The sequence below is a fragment of the uncultured Alsobacter sp. genome, assembly GCF_945952055.1.
Lineage (GTDB): Bacteria > Pseudomonadota > Alphaproteobacteria > Rhizobiales > Beijerinckiaceae > Alsobacter.
The window spans coordinates 1-14,217 of sequence record NZ_CAMFHB010000015.1; the positions used below are offsets into that span (position 1 = coordinate 1).

General features: G+C 67.2%; 13 protein-coding genes. 8 read left to right on the plus strand and 5 right to left on the minus strand.

The window, feature by feature from the left end; translation table 11 throughout:
• A partial coding sequence (locus Q0Q47_RS13125) for a VOC family protein (protein WP_293860156.1) occupies positions 1 to 217 on the minus strand: 217 nt, incomplete at its 3' end.
• A 5-nt stretch (positions 218 to 222) separates the two neighbouring features.
• Entirely contained in the window at positions 223 to 1,218 is a 996-nt protein-coding gene (locus tag Q0Q47_RS13130) for a D-glycerate dehydrogenase (RefSeq protein WP_293860159.1), read from the minus strand.
• 205 nt (positions 1,219 to 1,423) lie between these two features.
• On the opposite strand from Q0Q47_RS13130, the gene Q0Q47_RS13135 reads away from it, so the two are divergent.
• The 3 genes from Q0Q47_RS13135 to Q0Q47_RS13145 all read left to right on the plus strand — a co-directional run bounded on the left by Q0Q47_RS13135 (position 1,424) and on the right by Q0Q47_RS13145 (position 4,180).
• Complete coding sequence (locus Q0Q47_RS13135) at positions 1,424 to 1,966, plus strand: SH3 domain-containing protein (protein ID WP_293860162.1); 543 nt, start codon at positions 1,424 to 1,426, stop codon at positions 1,964 to 1,966.
• A 100-nt stretch (positions 1,967 to 2,066) separates the two neighbouring features.
• The gene (locus Q0Q47_RS13140) at positions 2,067 to 2,825 is read left to right on the plus strand and encodes a M48 family metallopeptidase (protein ID WP_293860165.1); all 759 of its coding nucleotides are present in this window, start codon (positions 2,067 to 2,069) and stop codon (positions 2,823 to 2,825) included.
• A gap of 161 nt (positions 2,826 to 2,986) precedes the next feature.
• Entirely contained in the window at positions 2,987 to 4,180 is a 1,194-nt protein-coding gene (locus Q0Q47_RS13145; protein ID WP_293860168.1) for a multidrug effflux MFS transporter, read from the plus strand.
• A gap of 234 nt (positions 4,181 to 4,414) precedes the next feature.
• Here Q0Q47_RS13145 and Q0Q47_RS13150 read toward each other — a convergent pair whose 3' ends face one another.
• Both Q0Q47_RS13150 and cobU read right to left on the minus strand, forming a co-directional pair.
• Entirely contained in the window at positions 4,415 to 6,331 is a 1,917-nt protein-coding gene (locus tag Q0Q47_RS13150; protein WP_293860171.1) for a hypothetical protein, read from the minus strand.
• 166 nt (positions 6,332 to 6,497) lie between these two features.
• Positions 6,498 to 7,085: a bifunctional adenosylcobinamide kinase/adenosylcobinamide-phosphate guanylyltransferase gene (cobU, locus tag Q0Q47_RS13155; protein WP_293860446.1), complete on the minus strand. Its 588-nt coding sequence runs from the start codon at positions 7,083 to 7,085 to the stop codon at positions 6,498 to 6,500.
• A gap of 111 nt (positions 7,086 to 7,196) precedes the next feature.
• Here cobU and Q0Q47_RS13160 point away from each other — a divergent pair, with 111 nt between their 5' ends.
• The 5 genes from Q0Q47_RS13160 to upp all read left to right on the plus strand — a co-directional run bounded on the left by Q0Q47_RS13160 (position 7,197) and on the right by upp (position 12,976).
• The gene (locus Q0Q47_RS13160; protein ID WP_293860174.1) at positions 7,197 to 8,351 is read left to right on the plus strand and encodes an aminotransferase; all 1,155 of its coding nucleotides are present in this window, start codon (positions 7,197 to 7,199) and stop codon (positions 8,349 to 8,351) included.
• A gap of 113 nt (positions 8,352 to 8,464) precedes the next feature.
• On the plus strand, positions 8,465 to 9,574 hold the full coding sequence (locus Q0Q47_RS13165) for a polyamine ABC transporter substrate-binding protein (protein ID WP_293860177.1): 1,110 nt from the start codon (positions 8,465 to 8,467) through the stop codon (positions 9,572 to 9,574).
• A 202-nt stretch (positions 9,575 to 9,776) separates the two neighbouring features.
• Entirely contained in the window at positions 9,777 to 11,036 is a 1,260-nt protein-coding gene (locus Q0Q47_RS13170; protein WP_293860180.1) for a GTP cyclohydrolase II, read from the plus strand.
• 14 nt (positions 11,037 to 11,050) lie between these two features.
• Entirely contained in the window at positions 11,051 to 12,289 is a 1,239-nt protein-coding gene (locus Q0Q47_RS13175; protein WP_293860183.1) for a URC4/urg3 family protein, read from the plus strand.
• A 57-nt stretch (positions 12,290 to 12,346) separates the two neighbouring features.
• The gene (gene upp, locus Q0Q47_RS13180) at positions 12,347 to 12,976 is read left to right on the plus strand and encodes a uracil phosphoribosyltransferase (protein WP_293860186.1); all 630 of its coding nucleotides are present in this window, start codon (positions 12,347 to 12,349) and stop codon (positions 12,974 to 12,976) included.
• Positions 12,977 to 12,991: 15 nt separating this feature from the next.
• Here the strand turns inward: upp and Q0Q47_RS13185 are convergent, their stop codons facing one another.
• Entirely contained in the window at positions 12,992 to 13,930 is a 939-nt protein-coding gene (locus Q0Q47_RS13185; protein WP_293860189.1) for a tyrosine recombinase XerC, read from the minus strand.
• Positions 13,931 to 14,217 lie beyond the last annotated feature (287 nt).

The window sequence follows — 14,217 nt, forward strand, 5'->3', positions numbered from 1 at the left end:
GGGCCCGGAAGGTCCAGACAAAGCCGGCGCCGGCCGGCGTTCCCGTGCGGATCGAGACATAGGTGCGGTGCGGATGGTCGGCGTCGGCCCGCAGGCCGTAGCCGATCCAGGTGTCGTTCGCCCCCACGCAGGGCAGGCCGAGCGCGCCCAGGACGGCATCGTAGAAGCGCCGGGCGGCGGCGAGATCCGGGACGTAGAGGCAGACGTGATCGATCACGCCCGTCACAGCATCGACGGAAGGACCCGGTCCGGCGGACGGTGGCCGTCCATGAAGGTCTTGATGTTGACGATGACCTTCTCGCCCATGTCGATGCGGCCTTCGTGCGTGGCCGATCCCATGTGCGGCAGCACGACGACCCGATGCTGGCGCGCCAGCTTCAGGAGCCGGGGCGAAATGGCCGGCTCGTGCTCGAAGACGTCGAGGCCGGCGCCTGCGATCTCGCCCGCTTCCAGCATCCGGGTGAGGGCATTCTCGTCGATGATCTCGCCGCGGGCCGTGTTGACGACGATGGCATCGGGCTTGAGGAGCTTGAGCCGGCGCGCCGAGAGCAGATGGTAGGTCGCGGGCGTGTGCGGGCAGTTCACCGACACGATGTCCATGCGCGCGAGCATCTGGTCCAGCGAATCCCAGTAGGTCGCCTCCAGCGTCTCCTCGATCGGCGCGGCGACGCGGCGACGGTTGTGGTAGTGCACCTGCAGGCCGAAGGCGCGGGCGCGGCGCGCCACCGCCTGGCCGATGCGGCCCATGCCGACGATGCCGAGGCGCTTGCCGGTGATCCGGCGGCCCAGCATCCAGGTGGGGGACCAGCCGTTCCAGGCCTCGTCGGGGATCACCCGCGAGCCTTCGGCGATCCGGCGGGCGACCGCCAGGATCAGCGCCATGGTCATGTCGGCGGTGTCTTCTGTCAGCACGCCTGGCGTGTTGGTGACGGTGAGACCGCGCGTCAGCGCCGTCTGCACGTCGATATTGTCCACGCCGTTGCCGAAATTGGCGATAAGCTTCAGGTTTTCGCCGGTCTGGGCGAGGAGCTGGGCGTCGATCTTGTCCGTAACGGTGGGCACGAGCACGTCCGCCGTGCGCAGGGCCTCGGCCAGCTCGGCCTGGGTCATGGGGTGGTCGTCGACGTTCAGACGTGCATCGAAGAGCTCACGCATCCTCGTTTCCACGACGTCGGGCAGTTTGCGCGTGACGACGACGAGCGGCTTCTTCTTGCTCATGACCGGCCTCACCCCCTCGCTCGACGCCCGACCGCGCACCCGACGGATGCCCGGCCTTTCACCATCCGTTAACCGCCTCGACCCCAGAACTTGGGGCCATACGGTGACGGTTCGCGGGCGCGTCGGACTTCTGTATCGGTGCGGATTGCGAAAGACAATCTCCGCTCAGCCGCCACCTTCGGACGAGACCCGGGACCGCCTTTCCATGCCCCATGCCCCGCGCCGCGCTCCGGCCCTCCTCGCCCTCCTCGCTCTCCTCGCCGTGGCCCCGACCGGGGGGCCCGGGGCTCGGGCCGCCGAGCCGGTCAGCATCGGCCCGGTCTCAAAATTGCCGGTCCCGCGCTTCGTGAGCCTGAAGTCGGACAGGGTTAACCTGCGTGAAGGTCCGTCCAAGGAGCACCGCACGAGCTGGGTGTTCCAGCGGTCGGGACTACCGGTGGAGATCACCGCGGAATTCGAGACCTGGCGCCGGATTCGCGACTCGGAGGGCTCGGAAGGCTGGGTGCTGCACAGCCTGCTCAGCGCCCGCCGGACAGCCCTGGTAGCACCGTGGTCGAAGGACGCGGCACTACCTCTTTACGCAAAGTCGAATACCTCTTCGGAAGTATCCGCCCAGTTGCAGCCGGGCGTGCTGGCTTCGGTCAAGGCTTGCGATGGCACGTGGTGCCGGCTTACAGGTCAAGGCTTCGACGGCTACATGCAGCAGGCGAAGCTTTGGGGCGTCTATCCGAACGAGAAGGTCGAGTAATCGCCGCCGCCCGGCCAACGGGCTGCATGGCACCTCTGCGCCTGCGCGGTCGTGTCCAAGACTGCGTGACAAGATCTGCGAAATTGAGCAGGCTTGTGCCATGACCATGGGTTTCCGCCTCGGCTGGCAGCGCACCAAACGCCAGCCGGATCCTTCACATCTCGAAATTCCGCACGCCGGAGAGGTCTTCCGGGTGGCCGTGCGGCGTGTTGCCGCTGCGCGCCGGTTCACCCTGCGCGTCAGCGCGGCCACCGGCGACGTCGTCCTGACCCTGCCCTACAGGGCGGATTTCGCCCGCGCGGCGGATTTCGCACAGCGCCACGGCGGCTGGATCGCCGCGCGCGTGGCGAAGCTCCCGGAAACGGTCGAGCTCCTGCCCGGCGCCGTCGTCCCCATCCGGGGCGTGGAACACCGCATCGAAAACCGCCCGAATGCCCGCGGCACCGTCTGGGAGGAGCCCAGGGCGACCGGCCGGCCGCGGCTCGTGGTGTCGGGCCTGCCCGAGCACGCCCATCGCCGGATCCTGGATTTCCTCAAGCGGGAGGCCCGCAAGGACATCGAGGCGGCGGTCCTGCGCCACACCGCGGCGCTCGGCAAGCGCGCGACCAAGATCACGATCCGCGACACCACCAGCCGCTGGGGATCCTGCTCAACCACCGGCAGGCTGAACTTCTCGTGGCGCCTGATCCTCGCGCCGCCCTTCGTGCTGGACTACCTGGCCGCCCACGAGGTCGCCCACCTGAAGGAAATGAACCACTCGCCGCGTTTCTGGCGCCTGGTCTACAAGCTGTGCGAGAACACGGACGAGGCCGAGGCCTGGCTGAAACGCCACGGCGCAGGCCTGCATCGCTTCCGCTGAACATACTGAGAGAAGGTGGATCCGGCTTCTCGCGAGAAGCATGCGACCACCCGGAAATTGGGATCGCAGCTCGTTTCCGTTGAAACGAGCTGCGACCAGACGGTCGACAACACCCATTTCAGCCGATAAACGGGGTTTTTGAGCAAGAAAGCCCGTCCTCAATGCGTCTACGCCCCGACACGCTGGCTCTGACCGCTGTTCTCGGGCTGATGACGGCCTTGGGCCCGCTCTCGACGGACATGTACCTCCCGTCGCTGCCGGCGATCGCGGAGGCCTTCGGCGCCTCGACGAGCCACGTGCAGCTCACGCTGTCGACCTACCTGGTGGCGTTCGCCGTCGGGCAGGTCATCTACGGTCCCTTGTCGGACCGCTACGGGCGCAGGCCCGTGCTGATCGCAAGCTTCTCGCTCTACGTCCTGGCGTCCGGCGCCTGCGCGGCCGCGCCGTCGGTCAACGGCCTGATCATGGCCCGTGCGCTGCAGGCTCTCGGCGCGGCCGGACCGATCATCCTGGCCCGGACCGTCGTGCGCGACCTGTACGACGGCCACCGGGCCGCCCGGGAGATGGCCCGGATGGGCACCATCATGGGCGTGGTACCGGCGATCGCGCCGGCCCTGGGAGGGCTGCTGCAGACGTGGTTCGGGTGGCGGGCGAGCTTCATCGCCAGCTTCGCCGGGGCGGCGATGCTGGCCGCCGCGGTCATCGTCCTGCTGCCCGAAACGCTGCGCCAGCGATCAGATGCGTCGATCTCGCCGCTCGGGATCCTGCGCAACTTCGCCTTCATCGGCAAAAATCCCGTGTTCCGCATGAACGCGGCCATCGCGGCGCTGGCCTATGGCGGCCTCTTCGCCTTCATCTCGGGCGCGTCCTTCGTGCTCCAGGGGCCCTACGGACTGACGCCCTTCCAGATGGGGCTGTCGTTCTGCCTCGTCGTGGTCGGCTACGTCTCCGGGACCGTGCTCAGCCGGCGGGTGATCGGGATCGGCGGCGGTCCCGCCGTCATTCGCTACGGCACCTCGTTCCTGGCCGCGGGCGGCGTGGTGATGCTGGCGTTGCGGCTGGTAGGCACCGGATCCTTCCTCGAGATCGTGCTGCCCATGATGCTCTACACCTGCGGGATCGGCTTCATCCTGCCGCAGACCATGCTCGGCGCCATGCAGCCCTTCCCCGAGCGCGCGGGGGCAGCGTCCTCGCTGCAGGGGGTGACCCAGATGACCTCGGCGGCGCTGGTCGGCATCGCCGTGGCCTGGGGCCTCTCCTACTCCCCCACGGCCCTGCCGCTCGCCATTGCCGCCTCGGGCCTGGCCTCGTTCACCGTGGCGCGCCTCTCACTGCGCCGCTCAGCCACCGGCTGAGGCGACCAGCCGCATCGCCGAAAAGCGGCCCCTACCGGCGTCGTCGAGACACATGCGACGGTTTGAACCGTTAGCCTTGCTCCCGTCACAAATGAGAAGTTAAGATCGACCATCGGGAGAGTTCCATGGCAAAACTCATTTTGGCGGTCGTTTGGTTGACGCTGGCGGTAGACGCTGTCGCTGCGGGTCCGCTGAAGTGGCAGCCGTGAGCCAAGCGAGATTTTCGCCGCCGTTCTAGCCGCACAGCGTAGCCGGCGCCTGCTTTAGAATAGACTGTATGCGCTTTTGCAGCGCGCCCACCTTGTCGCCGATCTTGTCATCGTCAACCTGATCCAGCTGCACATAGAGATAGCTGTCGTTGTCCAGCGGCGCCGCCTCCGACAAGCAGGACGCTGTGATTGCAGCAACCTCGATGGCAGATCTGGCGGAGCAGAGATGCTTTTTGGCGTCGCCTGACCATTCCCCGTCAAAGGTTTTCAGGGCAAAATGTAATTCTGCGCCGGCTATCGTATGGTAAATATTCGCCTTGACCTCATTGTAGTCCGACCCTGTACCTTTCAAACATTCCCAGCGGAATGCCTGCAGATCTTTGATCATTCGACTGGCGCGATCGACGTGGCTTGGCTTGACCTCGGCCAGCTTGTCTGCAGTCATGTAAAACAGCGACATGTTCTTTGCTAGATATGTATTGTAGATTGCACGCTTCACCATCGTGGGCACACGAAGACATTCGGCCTCGTTGCGCGCGGAAAAATCTGATTTGTCTTTGAACAAATCCAAATACTTGGCGACCGTTTCGGATCCGACCAAGAGCTGCATGCCCGTATCGGCAGCATCGCTCCAAATCCGGGCAACCATGGTCAATCCCGGCCAGGCCGAAGAACCATCGAGTTGCATCGCCCCGGCAAGCCGCGCTCGGAACTCCCAAACCTTCAACCGGAAGGCGCCTTCCGGACTATTGTCTTTGCTGGCGCGGGACTGGGCCTTTCGCATCCACTCGTGCAATTCCGCGACGCCGGCGTTTCCGTGTCCTATACCGTTGAGCAGACCGGCCAATGCGATGTGAAGAAAGGGCCTCTCTTGCGGCTTTTCGAGAGCACCATCGCGCACCGCAATGCCCAGTGTTGGCAATGATGAACGGGTGGGGTGTCGATTGCCGATGACCTGGACAGCCTCTGCTTCCAAGAAGAGCTGGGCGTTTGGTGCGGTGGGACAGCGCTCGACCTCTTTCTTGCCATTCTTGTTGAAATGGAACGCCATGAACTCGGGCTCATTCGCGCATAGCAATCGAAACTGGTCCGCTACCGAATAATAGATGGCGTTGATATGAAGGATGGCCTCGTCGAGGTTGGGGTTCTCCCGTGCCAAGGCCAGCCGAATTCCGTGGACTGATTTGGGGTCGACGATAAACTCGAGGCTCTTGTTGTGCCAGCGATCGTGCATGACGCGCAGGCGACTGACTGTCGGATCGATAACGGTCCGGATGAACTCATGCTCCGGGTAGTCTTCGACTTTACGACCAGAATTTCCCGCGAAGACTTCGCGCACGAGGGTCTCATCCCGGGCCATCTGGCCCGAGATATCCGTGGCGAGCAGAAACGCCACGGCCGTGGGGTCGGACGACACGGGCGCCTTGAAGCTCGTGGGAGGTACAATGGCCGGGTCCGACGAATCTGCCCCGCGGAGCGACTGGGCCAGCTCGAGGGTGAACCCACTCGTCTGCACCTTGGCGACGCGAGACATGATCCCGTAGTCGTGGTCGAGCGCCAGGATCAGGCCGGCGATACCCAAGCCGACGACGACCAGTGAACGCTGGGTGTAGAACAGGTCGGAGCGCTTCGAGTCCTGTGACGGGTCGGTTTCCGACAGCCAGGCACTCACGAAGGAACCGATGAAAAATCCCGAGAGCGACAGAAGCAGCCTGGACTCGCTGAGCTTCCCCCAGAATGCCGGCAGCTTGTGGGATGCGGCGAGATCGGGCGGAAAGGTCAGGGCCAGCAGACCCACCGCAACGAAGCCGAAGAAGACAGCGAGGACGAAGGGCCCGGAACTTCCTCGGAACAGCCAGCGCTGGGGCCAACCAAAGAGCGAGACGCCAAACAGCCGATCGCAGTAGTACCCAATGACGAAAGCAACGACGAGATTGAGCATGACGGCCTCGCTGAAGATGGAAGGCAGACACGCCGACAGACTATGACAAAGCAGCGCTCACGTTAAGGCCCGTTCGACTGGCTCAAGCGACACTTGACGGCCGATCCGCCGTCATCGGCCGTCTGTCGCGCATGACAGGATCGCGCCCCGAAAGGCAACCTGGACATCAACCTCGATGCGGTGGCGTCCGCGAAATGACCGCACGAAGCGCCAATACGGACGAAGGCACGCCCCCCTCCGGCTTGAGAACCAGCGGCAGCCCCGCGGCGACGAACACGGCCGCGTCGCAGGCCTGCGCCATGCGTTGGTTCAGCCGTCCCTGCGCATCCCGGAAGCGGCGCCCGAGCGGCGTGTCGGGCACCAGGCCCAGCCCGATCTCGTTGCTGACCAGCACGACGGGGACGGTGACGGACCTCAGGGCCTCGATCGCCTCCGCGGTGCGCGCTTCGACGTCGTGCCCGCCGAACGTCAGGTTGGACAGCCAGAGCGTCAGGCAATCCACGACCACGGCGGCGCCGGGCGCGTCGGCGGCGCGCAGGGCACCGGCGAGATCGACGGTTTCCTCGATCGTCCGCCAGCGCGGCCCGCGCTCCTCGCGGTGCCGCGCGATCCGGTCGGCCATTTCCGCGTCCCCCGCGGTCGCGGTGGCGATCATCACCGGCTCGTCCGAGGCAGCTTCCACGGCGGACAGAGCGAGGCGGGTCTTGCCGGAGCGGGCTCCGCCGAGGACGAGAAGGGTGCGCAGGCTGCTCATGGGCGGCGGGATGACACGGGACGCGCGGGCGGGCAAGAGCGAGGGCGGCCCCCGGCTTGGGCGCCTTCGCGGCCCATGATACGGAAGACCCCGTCACGACGGGGACGATGCATGAATCCGCTGTTCGCCGAGCTTCCCACCACCGTGTTCGAGGTGATGTCGCGCCTCGCCCGCGAAACCGGCGCCATCAATCTCGGCCAGGGCTTTCCCGACGATCCCGGCCCGGAGGACGTTCGCCGCGCCGCCGCGGACGCGGTGATGACGGGCTGGAACCAGTATCCGCCGATGATGGGCCTGCCGGAACTGCGCCAGGCGGTCGCGGGCCACTACGCGCGCCACCAGGACGTCGCGCTCGACTGGGAAAGCGAGGTGATGATCACCTCCGGCGCCACCGAGGCGCTCGCCGGCGCGCTGATGGCGCTGATCCAGCCGGGCGACGAGGTCGTCCTGTTCCAGCCGCTCTACGACGCCTATCTCCCTCTCGTGCTGCGGGCGGGCGGCGTGCCCAGGTTCGTTCGCCTGGAGCCGCCGCACTGGCGCTTCGACGAGGCGCAGCTGAGGGCGGCCTTCTCGCCGAAGACCCGGGTGGTCCTGCTCAACAACCCGCTGAACCCCTCGGCGACCATCGCTCCACGGGAGGACCTCGAGCTGCTCGCGCGTTTCTGCGTCGAGAACGACACGATCGCCTTGTGCGACGAGGTCTGGGAGCACGTCGTGTTCGACGGAGCCAGGCACCTCTCGATGCTGGCGATCCCCGGCATGCGCGAGCGGACGGTCAAGATCGGCTCGGCCGGCAAGATCTTCTCGCTGACCGGCTGGAAGGTCGGCTTCGTCTGCGCCCACGCCCACATCCTGCGGGTGCTGGCCAAGGCCCACCAGTTCATCACCTTCACCACCCCGCCCAACCTGCAGGCGGCGGTCGCCTATGGGCTCGGCAAGGACCAGACCTACTTCGAGGGCATGCGCGCGGCCCTGCAGCGTTCGCGGGACCGTTTCGCGACGGGTCTTTCGGAGCGGGGCTTCTCGGTCCTGCCCAGCGCCGGCACCTATTTCCTCAACGTGGACCTCGCCCCGCTGGGCGAAACCGACGACGTCGCGTTCTGCCAGCGGCTCGTGCAGGAGCACGGCGTGGCGGCCATCCCGGTCTCGGCCTTCTATGCGCGCGATCCGATCCGCAGCGTCGTGCGGTTCTGCTTCGCCAAGCGCGACGAGGTGCTCGACGGGGCGCTGTCCCGGCTGGAGACGGTGGCCCGCAAAGCCGCTTGACCGGCCGGCGTCAGGCCTTAGCGTCCCGCCGCGGTCCGCGGCACCCCGGCGCGAGGCTTGCACGCGCCCATACGGTTTCTTTCTCCACCGGAGCGTTCTCGATGACTTGTGACATGGCCCGTTCCCGCGGCATCCCCGCGGGTCTCTTCCTGACGATCTCGATCGCCGCCCTCGGCTGGGCGCTGCCGGCGCATGCGCAGAACAAGGTGGTCAACGTCTACAACTGGACCGACTACATCGATGCCAGCGTCCTGGACGACTTCACCAAGGAGACCGGCATCAAGGTCGTCTACGACACCTACGACAACAACGAGATCGTCGAGACGAAGATGATGGCCGGCAAGTCCGGCTACGACATCGTGGTGCCGTCCGGGCCGTTCCTGCAGCGCATGGTCGCCGCCGGCGTCTTCCAGAAGCTCGACAAGGCCAAGCTTCCCAACATCAAGAACGTCTGGCCCGAGATCGCCGACCGGCTGAAGGCCTTCGACCCCGGCAACCAGTTCGCCGTGAACTACATGTGGGGCACGACGGGCTTCGGCTACAACGTGACCAAGGTGAAGGAGCGGCTCGGCAGCACCCCGGTGGACAGCTGGGACGTCGTGCTGAAGCCCGAAAACCTCAACAAGCTCAAGGACTGCGGGGTCATGATGCTGGACAGTCCCGAGGACATGTTCCCGGGCATCCTGCGCGGTCTGAACCTGAACCCCGACTCCAAGAACGCCAACGACTACCAGAAGGCGGCCGATGCCCTGATGAAGGTGCGCGGCGCGGTGCGCAAGTTCCACTCGTCCGAATACATCAACGCCCTGGCCAACGGCGACGTCTGCTTCGTGATCGGCTACTCGGGCGACATGCTGCAGGCCAAGCGCAGGGCCGAGGAGGCCAAGAACGGCGTCGAGATCGCCTACGCCATCCCGCGCGAGGGTGCGCTCATGTGGTTCGACTCGATGGTGATCCCGGCCGACGCGCCCAACAAGGACAATGCCTACGCCTTCATCGACTACATGCTGCGGCCCGACATCGCGGCGCGCAACACCAACGTCGTGAACTACGCCAACGGCAACGCCGCGTCGCGGGCGCAGGTCAAGCCGGAGATCCTCCAGAATCCGGGCATCTATCCGAACGACGCCGTGCTGAAGCGGCTGTTCACCAACTCGTCGCCGGACGACAAGCTGCAGAAAACGATCACGCGCCTGTGGACGAGAGTGAAGACGGGCAAGTGAAGCGGCGCGATCGGCAGGTTGCGGCGGGCTTTCGGGCTCGGCGATGACTTGACAGAGCGACGACTTGGCGAACGGCAGCGTTGACGTTCCGTCAACCCCGGATCACGATAGTCGGCAATATGGGCCCCTCGGACCGTACCGGGGGGCCTCTCCTTTTCCGAAAGGGCGCGAAAACGTGCCCTTGCCCCCGCGGAGCGCCGAAATGTCGGAAAACCGCTCGACCCACATCCGCCTGACCTCCCATCCGGAGCCGGGCGGCGGCGTCGCGCGCTGGCCCCTCGCCTGGGGCGCGGCGGATGCCAGGAGCCGCGGACCGGTGGTCGGTTCCGTGACCTCGCCGGGCGACCGCAACGTCATCGGGGCCCACGGCGGCGCCTATTCGCTCTATCGCGCGCTCGCGGTGTCCTCCGGCGCCCTCAATCCGCTTTCGCGCCCGGACCTCACCAACACGCATCCGGTCGTCGGCATCGGCCCGCACCCGCAGTGGTCGGAGCCCGGTCGCATCGTCTCGCTCGATCCCTGGGGCCACGTGGCGGGACAGGCCTTCGCCACCGAGATCGGCCAGGGACTGGACGTGCGCCCGACCATCGCGATCACCAAGGCGCGCCTGAACATGCCCGAGGTCGTCGCCGCGCTGTCGGGCGGCAGGCTGAAGGCCGACGAGGACATCATCTACCGCTCGGGCGACGTGTCGGTGACCAAGGTCGCGATCGACCCGGTCTGGCACCTGCCCGGCGTGGCGGCGCGCTTCGGCGTGACCGAGACGCAGTTGCGCCGGACCCTGTTCGAGCAGACCGGGGGCATGTTCCCCGAACTCGTCACGCGTCCCGACCTGTCGGTGTTCCTGCCTCCCATCGGCGGGACCACCGTCTACATCGTCGGCGACATCGAGGCGCTGACCGACCCGCGGCGGACGATCGCCTGCCGTGTGCACGACGAGTGCAACGGCTCGGACGTGTTCGGCTCGGACATCTGCACCTGCCGCCCCTACCTGGTGCACGGCATCGAGGAGTGCGTCCGCGAGGCCCAGAAGGGCGGAGTTGGCGTGATCGCCTACAACCGGAAGGAAGGCCGCGCTCTCGGCGAGGTGACCAAGTTCCTCGTCTACAATGCCCGCAAGCGTCAGGAAGGCGGGGACCAGGCCGCGACCTATTTCGAGCGGACCGAATGCGTTGCCGGCGTCCAGGACGCCCGGTTCCAGCAGTTGATGCCGGACGTCCTGCACTGGCTCGGCATCCGCCGCATCGACCGGTTCATGTCCATGTCCAACATGAAGTACGACGCCATCGTCGGATCGGGCATCGAGATCGTCGAGCGGGTCCCGATCCCCGACGAACTCATTCCGCCCGACGCATCGGTCGAGATGGAAGCCAAGAAGGCGGCGGGCTACTATGCCCCCGACGGCACCCCGACGCGCGACGACCTGCGCGGCACGGTGGGCCGACCGCTCGAACGCTACTGAGGCCACACCGCTCCATGGCCCCTTCCGACACGGACCTCGCCCGGTCCCTGCTTTCGCCGCGGCCGATCCGCGACCGCGCCCACAGGATGCTGGATCTCGGCATTGCAGGCGATCTCCCGCACTTCGTCGTGGATTCGGGCCGGCTGCTGCGCTGCTGCGACTACGTGCTCGACACGATCCGGCGCAATTATCCGACCCTGGACGTCCCCTTCCACGCGCGTTGGCGGCATTTCTCGGCCGGGGGGTTCGACCGCTGGGCCACGCTCGACCGTGCGACGACCTGGCCGTCCTCGGCCGCGAGGGCCCGGGCCGCCTTCGACCTCGCCATCACCAGCGTGCTCCTGGATGCCGGCGCCGGCCCGGCCTGGCGATACAAGGAAATCGTGAGCGGCGAGACCTTCACGCGCTCCGAGGGGCTGGCGATCGCCAGCTTCGACGTCTTCGCCGCCGGCGGCTTCTCGGCGAGCACGCGCGACCGCCTGCGCGCCGACGCCTCGGCGCTCTCGGCCACCTCCGCCGAGACCCTGGCGGAAGGCTTCCAGGTCGGCCCCGACAATCCGCTCGTCGGCCTCGAGGGGCGCGCGGCCCTGATGCGCCGGCTGGGCGACACGGTGGCCGCCAAGCCGGAGGTTTTCGCCCGGGCGGACGTGCCGCGGCCGGGCGGCCTCTTCGATTATCTCACCGCCCGGGCCGAAGGCGGCGTGCTGCCGGCCGAGGCGATCCTGACGGCGCTGCTGGAGCACCTGGGCCCGATCTGGCCGGGCCGCAGCACGCTGGGCGGCATCGACCTGGGCGACACCTGGTTCCATCCCAGCCTGGTCACGCAGGACGCCACCACCGGGCTCATCCCCTTCCACAAGCTCTCGCAGTGGCTGGCCTATTCGCTGATCGAGCCCCTGCAGTGGGCTGGCATCGGCGTGTCCGGCATCGACGCCCTCACGGGCCTCGCCGAGTATCGCAACGGCGGCCTCTTCATCGACGCCGGCGTCCTGCGCCACGTCAATCCGCGCGAGGCCAAGGAACCGCACCGGGTGGATTCCACGCTGGTGGTGGAGTGGCGGACGCTGACCGTGGCCCTCCTCGACGACGTGTCAGCCCTGGTGCGGCATCGCCTCGGACGGACGGCCGAGCAGTTCCCGCTCGCCAAGGTGCTGGAAGGCGGCACCTGGGCGGCCGGACGACGCCTCGCACGCGAAAAACGCGTGGATGGAGCACCGCCGATCACCGTGATCAGCGACGGGACGGTGTTCTGACGCCCTGACCGCGCTTAGACTGCGCCCAACCAGGTCCAGTTGCCGCCGAGGGTCCTCATGGAAGGCGTAACCGTCGTGTCTCACCCGCTGGTGCAGCACAAGCTCACCCTGATGCGGGACAAGAAGCGTTCCACCAAGGGCTTCCGGCAGCTCCTCAACGAGATCGGCATGCTGCTGGCCTACGAGGTCACGCGCGACCTGCCGCTGGAGCTGGTGGAAACCGAGACGCCGATCACGACCATGATGGCGCCGACCATCGCCGGCAAGAAGCTCGTCTTCGCGCCGATCCTGCGCGCCGGCGTCGGCATGCTGGACGGCATGCTCTCGCTCGTGCCCTCCGCCCGCGTCGCCCATATCGGTCTGTATCGCGACCCCGAGACGCTGACGGCCGTCGAGTACTACTTCAAGGCACCGTCCGACATCGCAGACCGCCTCGTGGTCGTGATCGACCCCATGCTCGCCACGGCCAACTCCGCCGTCGCCGCCATCGATCGGCTGAAGGAGCGCGGCGCCAAGGACATCCGCTTCGTCTGCCTGCTCGCCGCGCCGGAGGGCGTGTCGCGCCTCACCGGCGCCCACCCGGAGGTGCGGATCTGGACGGCGGCGATCGACGAGCACCTCAACGATCACGGCTACATCGTGCCGGGCCTGGGCGACGCCGGCGACCGCATGTACGGCACGCGCTGACGGTTCGGCGCCGGCTTACTGCGCGCGCGGATGCGCGGCGTTATAGGCGGCGAGCAGCCGCGACGTATCGACCTCGGTGTAGATCTGCGTGGTCGACAGCGAGGCGTGGCCGAGAAGCTCCTGGATGGCCCGCAGCTCGCCGCCCCGCGCCAGGAGGTGGGTGGCGAAGGAGTGGCGTAGCGCATGCGGCGTCGCCGTGTCCGGCAGACCCAGCGCACCGCGCAGCCGCTCCATCGCCGCCTGGATGATGCGCGGTGACAGGGGGCCACCCTTGGCCCCCCGGAAAAGGGACTCGTCCGGCACAAGCGGCCAGGGGCACAAGCTCACATAGTCCTGCACCGCGACCGCCACCTGGGGCAGGACCGGCACCGAGCGCGTCTTGCCGCCCTTTCCGGTCACCGTGATGCTGTCGATGCCCGGAACCGGCGCATCCTTGGCGCGGATCCCCAGCGCCTCGGAAATGCGAAGTCCGCAGCCGTAGAGGAGAGCGAGGACCGCCGCATCGCGCACCAGGACCCAGGTGTCGCGATCCTCCGCGGCGCGCATGTCCGGATCGATCACCTTGCGTGCGGCCTCGGCGGGAAGGGGCTTGGGCAGGGTCCGGCTGAGTTTCGGCCCGCGAATGGCCGACAGGGCCGAGGCCTTGGCGAGGCCTTCTCTCTCCAGGAACCGCAGCGCCGACCGGACACCGGCCAGGTTGCGCATCAGCGATCGGCTGCCGATGCCCTCCGACCTGCGCCCGGCCATGAAGGCCCGCAGGTCGGCCGGCTTCAGCCGCGAGATGGACGGCAGGTCCGGCGGGGTGCCGTCCCGCTCGGCCAGGAAGCTCGCGAACTGCCGCACGTCGCGCTCGTAGGACTCCAGCGTCTTGGGCGACAGCCGGCGTTCCGAGGCCAGGTGACGGCGCCAGCGGACGAGCGCGGCGGCAAGATCGGGAGCCATGGGCAGGAGCATGGAGAGAGCCTGATGGCGGGTGGTGAACGCCGTGTTAACGCGCGACGCGCCCAAAGGGCCTCGAGGACCGATGATCGGAGAATCACGAGCCGTTTCGGCTCCGATTCAAACGCCTTGGAGTGGTCGGAGAATCACTTCGGGCCCAGCGCGTAACCCGAAAAGAAGAGTCCGATCAAAGCCTTGGTGCTTCTCTCTTCAGCGCATCCTGAGCCACGGCCCGCAGGGCCGTGAGCCGAAGGACCACGCACAGAAGCGCCGCTGCGCCAGCCTGCGTCGTTCGACACGGC